Source organism: Paenibacillus sp. Y859, assembly GCF_056786405.1.
On record NZ_JBXCIZ010000015.1, the window covers coordinates 1 to 18642 of the forward strand.

The 18642-nt window shown below is 33.1% G+C and carries 13 protein-coding genes, 3 pseudogenes and 1 riboswitch; of the genes and pseudogenes, 2 read left to right on the forward strand and 14 right to left on the reverse strand.

Going from position 1 to position 18642, the window contains the following annotated elements:
- Positions 1–502: 502 nt before the first annotated feature.
- From AC1TO8_RS20795 to AC1TO8_RS20805, 3 genes and pseudogenes are all read right to left on the reverse strand, one after another.
- The gene (locus AC1TO8_RS20795; RefSeq protein WP_482057542.1) at positions 503–1873 is read right to left on the reverse strand and encodes an NCS2 family permease; all 1371 of its coding nucleotides are present in this window, start codon (positions 1871–1873) and stop codon (positions 503–505) included.
- Between the two features lie 152 nt (positions 1874–2025).
- Positions 2026–2124, reverse strand: a riboswitch (purine riboswitch).
- A 184-nt stretch (positions 2125–2308) separates the two neighbouring features.
- Positions 2309–2428: pseudogene (locus AC1TO8_RS20800) on the reverse strand (GMP synthase (glutamine-hydrolyzing)); the annotation flags it as partial.
- A 499-nt stretch (positions 2429–2927) separates the two neighbouring features.
- Positions 2928–3653, reverse strand: a complete 726-nt coding sequence (locus AC1TO8_RS20805) for an HNH endonuclease (protein WP_482057543.1) — start codon at positions 3651–3653, stop codon at positions 2928–2930.
- A 731-nt stretch (positions 3654–4384) separates the two neighbouring features.
- Between AC1TO8_RS20805 and AC1TO8_RS20810 the strand changes: the two genes are divergently transcribed.
- On the forward strand, positions 4385–4756 hold the full coding sequence (locus AC1TO8_RS20810) for a hypothetical protein (RefSeq protein WP_482057544.1): 372 nt from the start codon (positions 4385–4387) through the stop codon (positions 4754–4756).
- Between the two features lie 414 nt (positions 4757–5170).
- Here AC1TO8_RS20810 and AC1TO8_RS20815 read toward each other — a convergent pair whose 3' ends face one another.
- From AC1TO8_RS20815 to AC1TO8_RS20835, 5 genes and pseudogenes are all read right to left on the reverse strand, one after another.
- Positions 5171–5422: an excalibur calcium-binding domain-containing protein gene (locus AC1TO8_RS20815; protein ID WP_482057545.1), complete on the reverse strand. Its 252-nt coding sequence runs from the start codon at positions 5420–5422 to the stop codon at positions 5171–5173.
- A 58-nt stretch (positions 5423–5480) separates the two neighbouring features.
- A pseudogene (locus tag AC1TO8_RS20820) lies at positions 5481–5597 on the reverse strand (sporulation initiation factor Spo0A C-terminal domain-containing protein); the annotation flags it as partial.
- A gap of 18 nt (positions 5598–5615) precedes the next feature.
- Positions 5616–7337 (reverse strand): RNA-directed DNA polymerase, encoded by a 1722-nt coding sequence (locus tag AC1TO8_RS20825; protein ID WP_482057546.1) that lies wholly within the window; start codon positions 7335–7337, stop codon positions 5616–5618.
- A gap of 380 nt (positions 7338–7717) precedes the next feature.
- Entirely contained in the window at positions 7718–8284 is a 567-nt protein-coding gene (locus tag AC1TO8_RS20830; protein WP_482057547.1) for a hypothetical protein, read from the reverse strand.
- Positions 8285–8670: 386 nt separating this feature from the next.
- On the reverse strand, positions 8671–9288 hold the full coding sequence (locus tag AC1TO8_RS20835; RefSeq protein ID WP_482057548.1) for a recombinase family protein: 618 nt from the start codon (positions 9286–9288) through the stop codon (positions 8671–8673).
- A gap of 615 nt (positions 9289–9903) precedes the next feature.
- On the opposite strand from AC1TO8_RS20835, the gene AC1TO8_RS20840 reads away from it, so the two are divergent.
- The gene (locus AC1TO8_RS20840) at positions 9904–10662 is read left to right on the forward strand and encodes a hypothetical protein (RefSeq protein WP_482057549.1); all 759 of its coding nucleotides are present in this window, start codon (positions 9904–9906) and stop codon (positions 10660–10662) included.
- A gap of 414 nt (positions 10663–11076) precedes the next feature.
- On the opposite strand, the gene AC1TO8_RS20845 is transcribed toward AC1TO8_RS20840, so the two are convergent.
- The 6 genes and pseudogenes from AC1TO8_RS20845 to AC1TO8_RS20870 all read right to left on the reverse strand — a co-directional run.
- The gene (locus tag AC1TO8_RS20845; RefSeq protein ID WP_482057550.1) at positions 11077–11829 is read right to left on the reverse strand and encodes a hypothetical protein; all 753 of its coding nucleotides are present in this window, start codon (positions 11827–11829) and stop codon (positions 11077–11079) included.
- A 767-nt stretch (positions 11830–12596) separates the two neighbouring features.
- Entirely contained in the window at positions 12597–15635 is a 3039-nt protein-coding gene (locus tag AC1TO8_RS20850; protein ID WP_482057551.1) for a hypothetical protein, read from the reverse strand.
- Positions 15636–16068: 433 nt separating this feature from the next.
- Positions 16069–16497, reverse strand: a complete 429-nt coding sequence (locus AC1TO8_RS20855; protein WP_482057552.1) for a hypothetical protein — start codon at positions 16495–16497, stop codon at positions 16069–16071.
- 32 nt (positions 16498–16529) lie between these two features.
- Positions 16530–17102, reverse strand: a complete 573-nt coding sequence (locus tag AC1TO8_RS20860; protein ID WP_482057553.1) for a hypothetical protein — start codon at positions 17100–17102, stop codon at positions 16530–16532.
- Between the two features lie 621 nt (positions 17103–17723).
- On the reverse strand, positions 17724–18080 hold the full coding sequence (locus tag AC1TO8_RS20865) for a hypothetical protein (protein WP_482057554.1): 357 nt from the start codon (positions 18078–18080) through the stop codon (positions 17724–17726).
- A 231-nt stretch (positions 18081–18311) separates the two neighbouring features.
- Positions 18312–18467 (reverse strand): annotated as a pseudogene (locus AC1TO8_RS20870) (TCP-1/cpn60 chaperonin family protein); the annotation flags it as partial.
- Positions 18468–18642: the final 175 nt, after the last annotated feature.

Here is an 18642-nt window from a genome sequence, read left to right on the forward strand (position 1 = left end):
GCTCATTTTGAAACAAACTGACGAGAATATTACATTCTCAATCCAAATGATTTCTCATTTGTTTTGTTCTCACTTTCGTGAAAACCACTCACTCGTTGTTCAGTTTTCAAAGATCAATTCCTCTTTCGTTTATCGCTATTCTCTCTCGGCGACAACTTCAATATCATAACATGTCCGGTTCGTTTATGCAAGCTTTATTTTCGTTTTTGTTTCATCCGATGATTTGCTTGCCGATTCAATTAAACGTTGTTTAATTGGCCGGACTAATAATATATCACGACTACAACGGAATAGCAAGCCTTAAAATAATAAATTATAATTCAATTCCTATCTATTAATTTTATGTACCTGAATGCGATAGAACCTTATCCTTTATGAATAATAATGAGGGCCTTAATTCCTAATGGAATTAAGACCCTCATTATTATTACATTCTTATAGTATGAAATTCACATCTCTACAACTTAGATCTAAGTCTCATCATGTTAAATGAATAAGAATATTATTCTGTACCAAGGAAGACGAAGCGGAAAATTACAATCGCTGCCAATACCCACATTAACCAGTGAATCTTCACTTTAGTTTTGGTAGCAATATTTACGAATAGTCCAAGTACCACATAAGCAATAATACCTGCTGAGATTCCGTTAGCAATACTTCCTGTGAAAGGCATCAATACAATAGTTAAGAAAGCCGGGAAAGCTTGAAAGAAATCATCCCAATCTATACTGCGAATCTGACTCATCATTAGAACACCTACAATAATAAGAGCTGGTGCAGTTGCTGCGGATGGAACGACGAGGGCAAGTGGTGCAACGAACAAAGCTAGTAGGAACAAAACACCAGTTGTAACTGACGTCAACCCAGTACGTCCACCAGCCTCTACACCAGAAGCACTTTCTACATAAGCTGTAATACTGCTTGTACCCAATACAGCACCGGCACTGACTCCGACTGCATCAACTAGCATCGCCTTACCGACAATTTTCTCACCTTTTTCTTTGTCTTTAAACAAACCAATACGAGTCGCAGTCCCTACCATCGTACCGAAAGTGTCAAATAGTTCAACAAAGGTGAAGATAAAGATGATTTCAAACAACCCTATTCCAAATGCACCTTTTAAATCTAATTTTCCAACAGCAAGATCGTTGAAGGAAGGGATCCAATTTGCATTAGTTAATCCCTCGAGATTAGTAACTCCCATCGGAATTCCAATAAGTGTCGTTGCAACAATCCCAATAAGGAGTGCCCCTTTAACACGAAGTACCATTAATACGGCAATAATCAAAAGACCAATCAGAGCCAGTAGTGCATCATGTTGAGTAACTAAGTTACCCATTCCAAGATTAAAGCTTCCGCCAAGTACTGGTTCACTAATGTCTGTACCAGGGTTTACATTCGCAATGACAAGATTAGAAAGTTTTAAACCTACAATAGTAATGAAAAGACCAATTCCCACGGTAATGGCCATTTTAATATTTTGCGGAACAGCAACTAAGAGCATTTGTCTAACCCTAGTAACGGTCAATATAATAAATACAAGACCTGAAATAAACACTGCACCAAGCGCTGCTTGCCAAGTAATTGCACCATTCGAACTTAAGACTACGGTCATGAAGTATGCATTCAATCCCATACCAGGAGCTAGGGCAATTGGAATATTAACAAACAGTCCCATTGCTATCGTGACAAGTCCTGCACCCACTGCTGTGGCAAAAAATACACCATTATAAGAAATCCCCGCACCATCTGGACCCAAGAACATTGGGTTCACGAACAAGATATATGCCATTGTCATAAAAGTAGTCAGACCTGCAATAATCTCGGTTCTGACACTCGTTCTATTCTCTTTCAGTTTAAAGAAACGATCCATAATCTAATTTACCCCCTAAATATAATTAAGTTAGAAACGACAAAGGGCCCTGAAGGCGATATGATATCTCAGGGCTTACATAGAAAGAAGTAACGGAATGGTACGATTCAATCGCTCCCGATCTAATAAAGGAGTGTGTAATCTGAAAAGCATTATCCATTTCTTCTTCTCGTAGCCAGATCATTACGGTGACCGGTAGAAACTCCCGAGCCTATTCCCGAGATTATACGAAAAGTATTTAGTTAGTATTGTCGTAACTCACAAACATTATTTTAGGTAGAAAGTCACCTCTTGTCAACCATAAAAACGAATGTTCTTACAAGCAACTAACATTATCGTTCGGAAATGACTAATATCACAGTACGTTGAGCGTATTTCTTCAAAAAAAATAGCCAATGGCGCTTTACGCTCCATGGACTATTGTAATTACAAGAACTACTCCCACTCAATCGTAGCTGGTGGTTTCGATGTAATGTCATACACAATTCGATTCACATTATCCACTTCATTCACGATACGTACTGAGATTTTCTCAAGAATATCCCATGGTATACGAGGGCTAAGAGCATTTATTATGACTTAATCCATCGTAAATCGAACCACTACTACCCGCTTCAATAGAGTAAATTACTATTCAATTATTGCGTTATCTTTGTATATCAATTGTAGCGGGTGAAATGGAGAATTTCAACTGTTCAACATACCATTTATTAGTTCATCAATACAAAAAAACGAACCAACGAAATTTATACGTAGTACTGGACTTATAAACAAAGACCAAGATCATACTATCTTTTGTTCTTTGTTATTCATTCACACTTATTAAAAATATCCTTTCATTATATACAACACGTTTTTAATTATTTAATCAACAGCACTTTCAAGCTATTCTATATTCAATCCAAGTTAGTTGACTCTAAGTTCACATCACTTACTAATTGCTTCAATGATTTCTGGTATTTTTCTCCCCCGGGAGAGAAGCCTATCAAAAGAATACACAAAATTATTGACCGACCTAAGAGAATTAGCAACGATCACTCTAATCTTTAAATTTTTAAAATTTTAATTTCCTAATTATTGTTCTTTTCAACTCTTCAATGCTCAATACTGTATCCTTCCGTCTATGTACCATTCGATGGCAGTTCGCACATAACGGCACTAAATCTGTTTCAGGATTAATTTCAACCGCTTGCTCCAATGTACTTAATGGTTTTATATGATGTATTTCAATAAATTCTTTACCACGTTCTCCATAAACCTCTTCGAAATTGAACCCGCATGCTAAGCAATTCAATCCATGCTTTTTAATAGATAACTCCCTATTCTTAGAATCCCTCTCATAACGCTTTCCATAGTAATACTTCACATCACCTTCAATTCCATAACCATCTTCTATTTGCTCTGCCTCTATATCAGACTTAATAACCTTTTCTAAGTGCGAATCATCTAGTAAACTTAAAAGCTGAACTGCATCTTTAAATTCATCTCCACTTTCACTTAATATCTCAATCACTTGCTCTAAACGTAAACCTTCAAAAATCCCTCTATATCCTTTTCTCATACCTAAGTAATGACGAATATTCATAAATTCATGACCTGTAACATTCTCAACTGGAATCTCTAACACATATTCATCTAGCCATCTATCTGTTTTACTGTTTACAAGATGTTCAAACAACATATTTGCTTTCAACATATCGGAATATAGTTCAAATTCTCTAATTCTACCGCTAGGCTTTAATTCTGGTAATTGAATTGGATAATTATTAGTATTCGACATTGTAATCTACTCCTTGAATTTAATATGAATACTATTCTTTATTTTGTTGTAACTTTCAATAGAAAAGTGAATATATTCTTTAATTCGGTCTTTCATCGATAATTAATAATAGAGTTGATCCACAAACAACTAAAAATAGAATTTTCCGCTTCATCAATGATGAAAAATGTGACTTAGCAAGGAACTGCTGTATTTATACAACATGTTGATGATGATGATGATTTAGATTAGTATATAAACAAAGAAACAACTCCTTAAAATATGGAGCGGCTTCTTCATTAAAACTTCTCTTTTATTCAACTAGCATGTTCCGTAGGCTCAATCATTTAAATGCTTTAACTTAACTTGTTTTGCAATGTCATGCAATTCAGGCTTATAAAATTGAACACCATCAAAATGAATTTGGTCTTTAGCTTTAGCCGATTGGATGTGTCGCCTGAATCAACTTCTCTGAAAATCCTCTTTTCGACCAAGGAGCGTCAGCGACGATGCTGAAAAACATTGTTATACGATGATAATGCCTTCCTCGATATAAAAAAAATGAATTTTTATGGTTTGTGTCTGTCAGCGAACAACTATATATTATTATATAAAGATAGTCTCTAAAGTGCTAGGAATACTAAGACCGTACAAGCAATTCAATTTGAATACATTCATAAATGATTTTATTTTCTTTAATACAAAATTATTAGATGTTATACTCAGCACAGAAAATAATATAGGAGGCTTCTATGAGATTTATTCGAGATTTATATACAAATTTCACTTCTGGTAATTCTTCACAAAAACTTGGGATTGTCAGTGATATTATTCAAATTATAACCTTTATTTTTGCTATCTTCTTATCACCATCAATACTATCTTTTTTCTTACATATTAATATGGACAATTACTATGGTTTAGTGTTAGCTACTATGTTTAGTTTACTTATAGTTATTCTCTTTCTAGTAGTTGTTATTGCTATCCATTATTTAAAAGATGGTTTCAGAGAAAATATTATTATGAAATTATTATATCTTGCCTTGAACATTATGGTATGGGGTATCGGACTTCTATTTATTCCTGAACTGCTATCTTTGCTATTTGAAATAGCAATCAAATAATGAAGTGAACTATTATTTTATTATTAAATCTTGCATTAATATTGTATAACTAGTAATCCAAGAACTCACATATACCTCTCATATGGTTGGATAGGCGAGTTCGTCTATAGGCCCTCTATAGATTGTTAGACGAAGCTATTCGTCATCCTCTGCCCCCATAGTCCTTCGATCCAATGCACTCTGGATACGACGGATATTTTTGATAATGATGATAATAGTCGCCATTACCATATATTGCATTATATTTCTCCTAATAACATTCTAGTTTTTATGTAGAAATTCTAGGGCTTTTTTTCTAAATACTTATTAAGATCATACCATATTTCAACATTTATAGAGAATAATTTCACTATACAAAAGAGACCTTTCTACATTAGAAAGGTCTTTATTAATATCCAATTCTGAAACGAACACTTAACGTTCACAAGCAATTAAGTCTTTATCCCGATCACTTTTTTTATTGGCATCATAAAGTGCCTGAGAAACAAAAGGCTTGTATTTCGTTTTTCCACCTTTGTTTTTGACTGAGGAAGAACGAGCCACGCCACCTTTGTACACCTTATTCAACTCCGTACAGTTTTTATATGTAACTACCTTTTCTTTTGCTTCTGCTACGCCAGTTGAAATTGAAGTGAATCCAAAAATAAGCACAAATGATAGAAACATTACGAATACCTTTTTAATACTAACACTTCCTTTCCATGGACTATCTCTCTCAGCTTTCCTAGTATTTCATTCTAAGCTTATCAGCCACTATCGCGATAAATTCTGAATAGGTCAGCTTAGATTTACTTATATTGATTGTGTAGCCGAACAGGTGGCTAATGGAGTCGATGTTGCCGAAGCATTATGCATGCTATTATTCTCTATTTAGAAAGTGAATATTTTTATCAAATAGAGTTTTAAAAAAAGTGGTGACATCTGGACTACTATTTTTGTTTTGAAATGCTAAATTTATTGGAGATTTTATTAATGACATGTTGTTATTATTGAAAAATTTTGATTTTTCAACACCATTATCATATTTCTGATATATATAATTTTTATACTCCTTATTTAATCCACTTTTTTTATCCTCATTTATTCGAAGTAGAATATGATATTTAAATAGCCAATATTCATCTTCCCAGCAAATTGAATTTTCTAGCTTCTTTTCGATAATCTCAAAGAGCTCCTTATCAATACCACTTTCATCATGAAATAATAATTCGAACGCTAGTATAGAACTCATGTCATCCATATTACCAACAATATTTAACAATTGCTCTCTTGAACAAACTGTAATAATATTCAGTAAATAAAATATGCTAAGCAATGAATACAGTTCTTGATTGAAATTATGGTCAATATATCTGTTTATATTAATTTGAATTTGGCGTTCAATTTCTTTCATACCAGTTAACAATATATTTTCTATAACATCCGTTTTCAAAACTTCTACAAATTCTAAGTAATAAACTGATAAATCAGGTCTCATTAATACGAAATTAAATAATTTCTTCAACATAGGAATAGTTAATGCTTCCTCCGATAGCTGACCATCTCTAATACTTGACTTTAATGATTTAAACATCAACTTTAACGCACCTTTATAACTATCTCTTTCTTTGTAAATACAATTATCAATAAAATTGTATATTCGTTTAGTTTGGTTGCTAATATTGTTATCAGTGTTTAAAAAATAGTCAAAAAAGAAAGCTGAATTATTATCGCCTTGAAATGGAAATGTATCTATTTGATTTTTTTCTACTTTTATTTTTAAATTCAAACTGCTTAATGCTATATTTAATTCTTTATAAAATTCCTCCTTTTCACTTTCATCACTATAAGGAAGTTCAAAATCATCAACATACCTGACATATGAATATTCTCCCTGTTCTCCCATTTGTTCATCTAGCTTACACATGTAAATTTCTGCAATTAAACGAGAAGCAAAACTACCCGTAGGCAATCCATGTGTTTCTCCCCTTTGACATTTTTGGATTAGTAAATCTAGTTGGTTATAGTATTCATTCTTATTGTTTTTTGTACGTTTTGCTTCAGGCTTTCCCACAAGAATCCAAGGAATTGAATGAGTATATATACTTGGATAGAAATTTTGAATGTCCGTTTTAAATATATGTTTCTTTCCAATTCTATTCTCTTCACGTTTGATTTTCCCATTTAGAAATGATGCATAAAAATCTTTGGATAATGAGTTGTCACTATTACTTAAAACTTCTATATATGTATTTCTGTTCACATTTAGATGTCTACATAAACAAATATATGAATATATATTTGGGAGTTTATAAATTCTTCTCTCATTCTCATTTTTATAAATCGACAACTCAATTGGAGCTGTATCTTCGTTGGACTTAAAACTCACCTTTTTTATTATATCTTCATACGCTTCTTCTAATTCATTTGTATTAAAGACTCTTTTATATATCATGTTAGATAAAATGTAATCTTCTTCACGATTATTCCCGGAATATTTAAAGTCAAAGTATCCATATTTTATAAGGTGACTCATTGAAAAGTAACTACCATACTTATAATGATATATTAAGTTTTTTAAATTGATACGTATACGTGACATAGATAACCTCTATATTCATGTTTATTTTTATTTAGTTCTAGATGGCTTTATACGAAAGACTACAAAGCTTCCTCTTCACACTATCCATAACAATAAAGCCACTCTAATGGAGTGACTAATCCTTAAATATACGATCAACTGCTATCAGTTAATCTTCCTCATTTGGAATTGAATACCTCAAAATCATATTCCACATATAAATCCGAGCTTATTGGTATAGATTCGACAACATCCCCCCCAATACCTGCTTCAATATTACTTTTACTGTTAAGTTATTTCTATCGACAGCCTGCGGAAATTACTACGTAGCATTGTAATTTCTTCAATCTTTGTTTTTTCTATCTCTTCCTCATGCTGCGTTCATTAAAATCAATCTTTCATCACTCAGTTGTGTTCAAACTTTTTGCTACTTTTAATAGGATTTGTTCATTGCCCTCAAAAAACTTCTCCGAAACAATTGCATGAAAGTGGTACTCAACATCTTCTGTTGAAATGTAAACCATATCATATAGGATTTTACCATCTAACTTTCCAACTATAAGTACAGATTCATATCCATTATCCAATTTTGTTAGTTGCGCTTGAACATTTCCCTCATCATTATGGTATGGATCGGAAACGCCCTCCATATAATTTGAGGCATATACTGTTATGTCAACATCAGGATTGCCAATATAAAGCCTCTTTCCATCCCCATTATCAGCTTCCTCACCACTTGTCCATTCAGATGGGTATCTAATAGAATAGCCATACCTTGCATTAGAGTAAACATTCCATTCATCTTCAGTATTTTCTGATTTTTTTTCTGTGTTTATACTTTCACTAGGCTTACTTTCTGTAGATGTGCTTACAATTGGTATACTCTGCATTGTGGTTATGTTTGATGAATTACAACCAATTAATAAAATTAGAGATGCAAATGTAGATAGATAAATTACTCTTTTCAAAGTGTTACTCTCCTTATTTTCCAACTTAGTTCCATGGTGAGGATTATACCATATGTTGGAACGCTACCTGTATCGTATCGTATCGCTTCCACCTTACAATGTCGCAGACTAAAACCGCTCGCATCATTTTCTGAACTTAAAATGATGGTTTGGATGAAAACCATCCCCCCCCCTCCCCATCTCTAATAAAACAAATGCCACTCATATTGGAGTGGCTAGTCCTTAAATATATTATCTACTGCTTTCTGTTTATCTTCCTTGGAGCTATACTTCATCTCAATATCCATATCAGCTAAAATATTCTCACTAAGGCTTTGAATCAACGGAAAGTAATATCTACCTTTTATCCTTTTGGATCAAAGGTCATAGGTCGATAAAAAAAGGCATCACATGGATGCCTTCTCATGTTCAAATTCACTGACTCTTCGATAGAAGGTATTGGGTTTCAACCCTAGTTCTTTCATAGCAGCAACCGCTGTAATCTTCCCTTCTTTCCATACTTCATACACAGCAGTAAACTCTTTCGTAATTTCTTGCTTAGGTCGCCCGAACTTAACACCATTGTTTAACGCTGTTGCAATTCCTTCTGCTTGTCTTCCATTTATCTTCTCTCTCTCTCTTTCAGCCATGTAAGACAATAGTTCAAGTACAATATTTGAGATAAGCCTTTCCATTCCATTCTGATACTGTCTAGTGTCAAGGATAGGCATATCAAGTATGACTATATGAGAGCCTATTTCCTGTGTTATCTCTTGCCACTCTCGTTTGATGTCCTGTGCATTGCGTCCTAGCCGATCAAGCTCTTTAATGAAGAGGATATCTCCTTTTCTAAGGATATTCTTCATAGTTTGGTATCCAGTTCTATTGGTATCCTTACCACTCTGTTTATCTATGTACATATCCCGATCCAGTATTCCCAAGTCCTTCATTGCTTCAAGTTGTCTAGCTTCGTTCTGATCTTTACTGGATACTCTCACATAACCAAAATGTCTAATGTCACTCATGCAATATCACTCTTCCATTGTTTGTCTTAAGAAGATTATACCACATATATGTCAAAACATATATGATTTTAATGAAACATTTCATAATTAATTTTACATGTTTTGAAACATACCAAAACATAAGGTTAAATATTTTTGACACATGATTCAAATAGTATACTTTTAGCCATATAGAATAAACCAGAACCTAAGGTAAGGCTCTGACTCATGAAACATGTATATGAGACACTACGAACTATTTATTACACTGAACAAACATTATTAGGAACGGTAACTACGCCTATAGCTTTTATTGAGGGCAACTAACATTCCCATATCCTTCACAATATCATGGAGAAGCCATTACAATTACTAGAATTACTCAAGTGGTTTGATATTAATAAATCAACTACAGCGTATGATGTCATTAAACAATGGGCCTAGTCGAAAATATGTAAATGTAGATGATAAAATAGTGGCAGCGATTCAATAATAATTAAGAGTAGATAAAAACGTCTAAATTATAACATTTATTTACAAACAATACATCTTTTAAAACGACATTATAATTTATCTACTATATGATAAATTTATATATTAATTTAATTTTATTTTTTATTTGGGGGAGAGATTATATTGAAAATTTTAAAAATCTTAGGCTGGTTGTTTGTTCCCTTCATCATGATTTTTGTTTCATGGAAAAAGCTTGGTAAGTTTACTAAAGTTGCAGGTGCTGTGTGGGCATTCATTGTTGTATTAATTATCGTTATTCCAACTGAAGAGACTACAGAAGTAGCAACAACAGATACTACACAAGTAGCCAAACAAGAAGCTGTACCTATAGTAGAAGATAAGGCTGTAGCCGTAGTCAAACCAGAAACAGCAAAGGTAGATGAAGAAAAAGCTAAAGAAGAAACAGATGCTAAGGCGGTGGAAGATCAAACTAACAAGGATAATCAGACAGCAGTGTTAGAATTTGAAAAGTCAGTTTATGCCTTAGAGGATACAATGTCTCCTATAATGGATGCGTACCAACAAGCAATGGATGGATTGTCCAATGGAACTATCGATATTTTCACTGCATATGAAGCAACGGAAAATGCAAAAAAGGCTAGTAAATATTTGCAGACTGAGTTTTCCAGTTTAGATGTCCCAGAAAGTCTCCCTAAAGATGTAAAAAAAATATTGAATGTAACTACATCGGATATGAGCACAGCTTATTATTCTAAAGGTAAAGCGTTTGATGCAGTCCTTGAATTTCTGGATGATCAGAAGCCTAGTCATATGTCTAAATTTAAAGATGAAATTGCAATGTCTGACTCCTTCATTATGAGTGGAATATTGAAATTGATGGAAGCCAAAACTACTGTTGGATTAGAATTTACCGCAGAGTAAATAAGCAGACACAAGGGATATGTTGTACCTTCGAACACATCCCTTGTGTCTATTCGTTATGTGGGTTTAGTCAAGCATTTATCTAATACATTGGACTTTTCAATGAGATAAATTCTACTTCATATTCAATCCTCCATCATGATGAACACTATGTAAATAAATTCACTATATCCAATAGTAACGAAAACCTGAGTAGAACCAAGCGTATGACATTCCACAGCAGCTTAGATAAAACCACAATTTTATCTAGGGTAAAGCGTTTGCTAGTATCCTTCTAAGAAAAAAGATTGATTAAAACTTTTGCTCAAACATTGATACGAAAGGATTTTTGTTAAAATCAAGCTATCATTTGATTTAACTTCATCAAAACATCGCAACTTTTTTTCAAATCTACAACTTCTCAAGAGAAATTCATCAATATCCTATGACAGTAGTATTAACTTCATTTGTAATCTCATTAGATATTGTGCTTATAGGTAACAAATAGACTTTATTTAAACGAGGATTAAATATCCCTAAATTCTCAATTTGTTCGAACTCGGAATGAATAGAATGAATACCCATTAAATAATATATGAGTAACTGTAATGTATGCTTGTTAGTCGGTGCTGATTTTGAAACTTTAAAATCCCATAACGTATTTTCTGTCAAAAAATCGCCATCACCAGTATTAATAGACGACGTATATCCACCTTCAAAAGTAAAACCATCCTTTACAGTAGGTCCATAGAGTTTGAAAAAATTCAATCCTCTATTCACCATAATTCTTATATTCGAAATAGTTTCTTTATCAGGATTAATAAGTTCTACTGGTTTATACCCCACCACTCCTGCTCGATATGCTACATCAAACCCCACCATTTTACATGCATTTTCTATCGAATTATCATCAAGACCACTAATTCCGTTTAATAATTCTTCTGCATAATCGCTCTTTTTAACGTTCCATGCACCTCTAAGAGAAATTTCAAAAGCTTTTTCCAAAGAAGTATCCATAGTAAACCGAGTAAGATAATCAACGGCTAGCCCAATCAAACTACTATGTATATTTTCTTCTCCATACAAATCAATACCATCATTTAATTCGATAACATTGAAATCTTTAGGTTTAATGTACCCACCTATTGGCTGTTTAACTTTAGAAATTCTCTGAGTAACTGATACCATAAAAACACCCCATTTTTGTGTATTTTATTTTTCATTTTCTTCGACGCTTCTGGTACAAAAACTTGATTCCAAATCCAACGACTTGATTAACACTTCACATAAACTTGAATATTTCATTCAAATCTTGTTACAAATTATCAATCTTTATTTTAAACAATCAATCTTTGTTACAAAGATAACTACGTATAAATAGATAAAATTCGACATGAGAGATACTAAAACCTTCATTGATTTTCATATAGTTCGATAAATCAGATAATAATAAGCATCAGATAATGGAAATTCCGCTTCTATAATAGAAGCGGAATCTTTGTTAGTTACATAGTAGCATTTCACTATGATATTTAATAAGTGCTTCTATAGACTATTTTCTAATCTTCAAAAAAACTGCTTACTCAAATATCCTATCGTGCTAATTAGACAGAAAGGAATTATATCTCTAACTACATTGACAACCGTAAGTAACAATCCTAATTTTAAAATTGTTTAATTTTACAGCCTTTATTATATATTTTTTAAGTATCGCTTAAATAACATTAACCGCTATGCAGGAGTCATTTGAAGCATATCACAGTTTTTTATAGTTTTTAAAATGGAGCTGTCGAAGCACTAATATTCAACATAATATATCTATTTTTACTTTCAAGCCATTCTAGATCAACAGGTAAAAAGGGGGAGTCACATCGAACTATATATATATCTCCTCATATAAGAATAGTCACCCTCCCTTACTATATATTTATAGTGGGAGGGTGACTATAAGAAGACTAAGCCTTAACTAGCTTTTTTCTTTTACCATCCTTATATTCTATATACCCTCTAGATTTTAGGAAGTTTTGGATAGTTAGACTTGTAATCAGCTTTGAGAATCCTTTTGACGACATATCTAATTGAACACGTATTTCCTCAAACCAAATTTCTAGTTTGCCTTCTTCCTCGCATTCATTAATATAATCAATTAACGCCATTTGATTTGGATTATTACTCTTAGTTACAATAGCACTCTCTATCATTCTTTGCGGATACCATTCACTAATTCTACAATTTGGAAACTTCAATGCTATATTATCGAGAAGTAACTTATCATTATGGAATATATATATTTTCCCCTTCACGTTCTCGGAGTTATTACGCTGACTACTACGCTTAATCTCTTGTGAATACTCTGCAAGCATATCAAGCAATTTAACTGTTTCAATACGATTATCATTAAACCTACGGACATTATCGTACTTTGTACAGTTAATATCATCTAATGAATCGCCATATTGTTCGTAAATAGCTTTAGACTTTGCAATATAGTTATTTTCATTCTTATGCAAAATTCCACATATCGCAACTATATCACATTCCTTGAATTTGTTACTTCCCTTTGTTGCACCGTAATGGGCTACTATGATTTGTCCTTTTTCAATATAATCTTGTAAATACCCTTCAATTTCTTTCTCATTGCTCATAAATGTAGGGATGTACACCTTACTATTATGATTCTGTTCACAAATCGTGATTACATCGTCACAAAACGCTATAATCTTATCCGAATCGTTCAAACTTGTCCTAGATGCTTTAATCGTATTACAAATAAAAATCTCTAGTTCTTCATAAGTACGGATTGGATCAAAATCTATCAAATTGTACCTAGCATGGTTATACTCCAAATCTAAATCAGCTGTACCATCAAAAATAAACGTATTAAATCCAGTAACGTTAGAGTAGTCTTGGTAGATACTTGTGAATATCCGATTACTCATCCTTGTTGATTCCCTATGCCCACCATTATTAATGATGCCCTCTAATATTTCAGGATACTCAAATATATCACTTCTATAGTCGAAAAAATGCTTGCGATACAATTTTCTAAACTCCTCAGAGAAGTGAAACTCCTTATCCAATGGAAGAAACAATTTACGTTGTTCTACATCATTAAAAAGAGATTCAATATCATCAACTGCCTTGAAAAATTCTTCATGTACTTCAGATGAATCAGATTTCTCAAATGACGTTTGAATGAGGCTGTTATATTTGTCAAACTGAATTTGCTTAAGTTCCTTTATTGTGACAATTGATGGTTTTTCATCAAAAATAAGCAATGTTCGTTTTAACTCACCATTTTCACCAAAGAGCTTGTATTTTTCAAGTCTGCTGAAGTCCAAATTAATTCGTTTTTTTGTAACGATAAGTACTGGAAAATGTTTCTGCATCTCGCTTTGCTGGAAGTATCTACATTCGGCTTTATGGTCACATCTGTAATTATAGTTCTTCGTAAATATTGGACAGAAATCGTAGTTTTGATGGTCACGAACGTTGTGAAGACATTCATCTTTATCGAATCCATACATCGCCAAAGCAAATTTGTCTGAACTAAAGTAATCATTTATCTCATCTGCAAGTTTCTTAGCATCTTCAATGCGATCAACAACGACAACAGCACCATAGTCATTTTGACTTTTAAGCATTTGTTGTAAAAAAACCTTGATTATCGTTGACTTTCCACCACCCATTTCAAGTGGTATCAATGTTGATTTTGTCTGTTCTGGTGCTTTAACCAATAGGGTTACGATGTCATTTATGTATTGCACGTGTTTCTCGTTGATATCTTGATTATATGAGATTCTAAAATCGTCAATCACAGTTTCAGTGATGCTCTCAATTAATGCCTTTTCGTTATCGTTAACAACTTGTATTAGTTCACCAACATTTTTCCCCATTGACTTTATATTGCTTAGTACCTCATCAAGGTCTACATCATATCTATTAATTTCGTACGTCACATCATGCCAATTGAGTTCTAATGCCAACTCATCAAGCGGTAAGTGCGTACCACAACTCTGACAATGGTAGAACATATAATTTTTATCAATCCATGCACTAGGCTTTTTGTCGTTATGGTCAGGCATACAGCATTGGGAAATTATTTTATTTTCGCTTTCACCTTTAGAATTAATTTTCCCCAACACAAGTTCTAACACAGCTTCTTTACGTGGTAAACTCATATTCGATTGCTGATTTGAATCCGTCTTCTTTATCAACTTCTCTAATGTATCATCTGTTAGTTCAGCTAAATTGTCCTTAATATATATTTGTGAGTAGGTAACCTCTGGTTGCCATTTTTTGATTGTAACAGCAAATGGATTTTCAAGACTCTTTACGTGCTGAAAAAAGGGCAATCTAGGCAATCTAGATTCGTTAATGCAGTTCTTATCGCCACCTAGTTCTTGCACTAACTGCATTTGTACATGTCTAAACAATTCAGGCTTTCCATCATTCACAAACCAATAAACGTGATAGCCATTCTTGGTTTCAATAACTCCTGATGGCTGAATATGAAACGATAATATCCTTTGTGTGATTCGCTCTTTGAATAATTTTAACTGCTCCTTGTCTACACGTATGTCCTTTGGAGCATCAATATCTATGAATTGAGCGTTTATTGCACCACCATCTTTAATATGCTTATCCCTTACAACGCATGTTTCCATAACGTCAAAGTTTGGTGAATTAACCGAGAAAAGGACACTACATCCTAATCCGTAATGGGAAACAGATAAAAATTCATCAATAATCGCTTGACCAAATTCTTTAGCATTGAATGAACATAACTTTGCTTTTGAGTCAATCCCTATTCCCTTAATCCGTTTGGCTCTATAGATGTCTTCCCCACTACGCAATAAACTCGATGCACCCATTCCATTATGCTTTGAATTTGGAACAAAGCGAATCTCAAATGATCTGTTACTATGTATTGAAGTTAAAAAATCAATAATATCTTCGCCGAGCAATGAAACATCAACTGACTTTGTTTTCATATCTGAATTTCCCTCCTGTTGTTATCATGTAAAATATTTAAGAGTAAGTATGATATTTTTAAAAAAAAGGGCTATTATGCCCATTACAACCTTTCTGAAAGTATATTATCGGCATTTGATAGCTCAACTGTTTTTATAAGAATCAGCGTATAAGGAAAACCCAGACATTATCCAGGTGCTTATAACTTTATAGAAGAATGAAAAAAAATCCTTGATATAATCTATAAACAGAGAAAGCCCTAATCATGTTTGAATACCCCTGCCCCTTTCATGTGACTTAGACTTCGTATATGTCGGTATACGCTCGTATGTTGCGATAAATGACCAATTGTCTATTCTGTGGAACAATCTTTTAGTTTCACTTACACACTGTTTATGCGCACACCTGAAAAGATATACCTTCCTCACGAAACCTCAACAATCTCTAACAGCATTACTCACGCTTAGCCAGTGTTAATGGTATGTCTCTTATAATAAACGGCTTTATAATTTCCTTGCCGCCTATATAAGTGAATGGAATTGGTTCTATACCATAAATACCTCCGACACACAGATCAATGTTACATTCATCTTCTCTAATATGATGAATAACTGAATCAGTATCGAACAATATAGTAATATCAGATTCAGATTCAGAGATTTTAGCATTATGGAGAGGGAAATCTATAATGCCGACATTGGGCAACTTGATTTGTTCTGTAAGTGGGATTCCATCTAAGCTAATTTGAGTGATATCACGCTTGTTTAATAGCTTTAGCCCAATTAAGTTGTCGTCCTTATCATAAAGTAGATTACACTTCACATCAGGTATACACTCCCCATGCTGTAGATGATACTCTGGAGATTTCATGTAAATATACATTATGGAGTTATCTTCAATTGTTATTTGCATCATCATTCTCCCATTAACATCTTAGATATTTCATCATAGAAAACATTATTCTCCTTATTTCTATTTATATCTTTTCTCCTAACCCACATATTTTCTTTATCTTCAGCAAATTCACTAGTCAGATACTTATAAATCCAATTATTATAGTATGCATAATGATAATTTAATAATGGTTGAATTTTGTTAATGAAATATATTTCACAAAGCTTTCTATCTACCTCTGATTCAATGTAAAACACTTTAACTTTTGTGTAGAACCTATAAAAAAACTCATCAGCAATTGAACCACCTGTTTTACCATTCCACTTTGTGTATATTCTTATATATAAAGCCTGGGTTTGTCCAATGTTGAGTATCCTCCCAAGCTTATTGTACAGAAAATAAATGCCACCTTTAGATTTTTTAATATCGGTGAGGTCATCAGTCATATTACCAAACCTTATTTTATTCATATCCTTCATATTATAGATGTAAAAAGTTAGTCTTCTTTGTTTTATTGTCAACAGACGGTGGTATTCCTTCTCTTCATCATTTCGCAGGACAATGCCATCATTTGATACGAATACAAATTCCATTATTTCACTCCCAACTCATACAATTTAATGTCGCAGTTCATATTTACACCCCCTCACATTAATTCTCCATCAAGCTCATTTAAACTAATCATATAATCAAGTCCTCTTTCAAGAAAAAAAGTATTGTCATTACCTTTTTCTTGTGGTATAATTAAAATATATATCTACATTCGATTAACTTAATATCATACAATCATAAGCTATTAACATATACTTGTCTACAATAAATTTATAGGGCATACTTCGCCCTCTTTTTTGTGTTCATGCTCTTCATTTGATTGTGAACTGATAATCCGCAAATGCTCAATATTACTTTCATCCTCAAGGACAAACACCTTAGTGTTGAGTTTTTTGATAGTGAGTTTAAGACGTTATCTTTATTCGACTATACATCTGTTCGTTGATATCTTTAAAACATTAAAGTAATATAATAGGACAAGAGGACAAGTACACAATGCGTTGGGCTAATCTTCTTTATTCAAAAAAAAGTAATCCTTCACTTGGTTAGGGTGGGGCGGATTACTTTTTCTTTTGTCATCGCTCTATAATAAATCTACTACATATATCCTCTGCTCCTGAATAGATGAAACCATTCCGTCCTCAATATAAACATATTCCTTATTAGTTAATTCTTGCTGCCAAATGATAGTACGCTGAAGAGTCCAAAATGAAATCCCTCAGTTTTACTTTAATCATTTTAACAACAGCTTCATACACCTTGATTTGAGTGTCATTTTTATCTTCAATATCAATCGAATCCAACAACATCAAATCCAGTTCTTTTGTAATGGCAGTCAAAACATAAGGAAATTCCGCTTCGATCTCAAGTTTAACCTCGGCTTCTATTAAATATTGGTCAAAAGTATGATCTTCATCTACCTCAAGGAAATCAATGACATCGTTGAAATACTTAGTGTTGAACTCATTATAGAAATCATTAAGAAATCTACGGTAAGCAATTGATGAACTAAAATCCATAACAGCACTCCTAATCATATTGATTGATTAATCTTCCCAGACATCATCCATAAGCTTCTTAATATGCTTTTCTCGTTGTTCTGTCTCAGTAGTTAAGCTTAATAACATAAAAAATACTACCTCCTGTTTTTAGGAAGTAGTCTATACTTTAGAAAATAGTTTTTTTACGTGACCAGTTCTCAAAATGAGCGACAAATAGCCTTAACTATTTCTCAAATGTAGGGCAAAACCCTACATCATGCCACCCATTCCACCCATATCAGGCATTGCGCCTTTATCTGGTTCTGGCTTGTCAGCGATAACTGCTTCAGTAGTCAGGAACATAGCCGCTACGGATGCTGTGTTTTGTAGTGCAGAACGAGTTACTTTGGCAGGGTCAACGATTCCGGCAAAGGGCTTTTGAACAGTTTATAGCACAGTTATTAATAGTAAATTTTTAGAAAAAACCACTTTTTGTAATTATGCTTGCAATTACAAGAGGTGATTACGAGATTTAAAGCATAGACTTTTAATGTTTCTAGTCAATCGTTGTTGTTGAGTTTTATACTCATATTTTAGTGTA

What these genes read in the sequence shown, in the direction of transcription:
- AC1TO8_RS20865 (WP_482057554.1), bottom strand. Translation starts at nt 18,080, where the DNA reads ATGGATTTTAGTTCATCAATTGCTTACCGTAGATTTCTTAATGATTTC.
- AC1TO8_RS20810 (WP_482057544.1), top strand. Translation starts at nt 4,385, where the DNA reads ATGAGATTTATTCGAGATTTATATACAAATTTCACTTCTGGTAATTCT.
- AC1TO8_RS20825 (WP_482057546.1), bottom strand. Translation starts at nt 7,337, where the DNA reads ATGTCACGTATACGTATCAATTTAAAAAACTTAATATATCATTATAAG.
- AC1TO8_RS20795 (WP_482057542.1), bottom strand. Translation starts at nt 1,873, where the DNA reads ATGGATCGTTTCTTTAAACTGAAAGAGAATAGAACGAGTGTCAGAACC.
- AC1TO8_RS20850 (WP_482057551.1), bottom strand. Translation starts at nt 15,635, where the DNA reads ATGAAAACAAAGTCAGTTGATGTTTCATTGCTCGGCGAAGATATTATT.
- AC1TO8_RS20855 (WP_482057552.1), bottom strand. Translation starts at nt 16,497, where the DNA reads ATGTATATTTACATGAAATCTCCAGAGTATCATCTACAGCATGGGGAG.
- AC1TO8_RS20860 (WP_482057553.1), bottom strand. Translation starts at nt 17,102, where the DNA reads ATGGAATTTGTATTCGTATCAAATGATGGCATTGTCCTGCGAAATGAT.
- AC1TO8_RS20805 (WP_482057543.1), bottom strand. Translation starts at nt 3,653, where the DNA reads ATGTCGAATACTAATAATTATCCAATTCAATTACCAGAATTAAAGCCT.
- AC1TO8_RS20815 (WP_482057545.1), bottom strand. Translation starts at nt 5,422, where the DNA reads ATGTTTCTATCATTTGTGCTTATTTTTGGATTCACTTCAATTTCAACT.
- AC1TO8_RS20835 (WP_482057548.1), bottom strand. Translation starts at nt 9,288, where the DNA reads ATGAGTGACATTAGACATTTTGGTTATGTGAGAGTATCCAGTAAAGAT.
- AC1TO8_RS20845 (WP_482057550.1), bottom strand. Translation starts at nt 11,829, where the DNA reads ATGGTATCAGTTACTCAGAGAATTTCTAAAGTTAAACAGCCAATAGGT.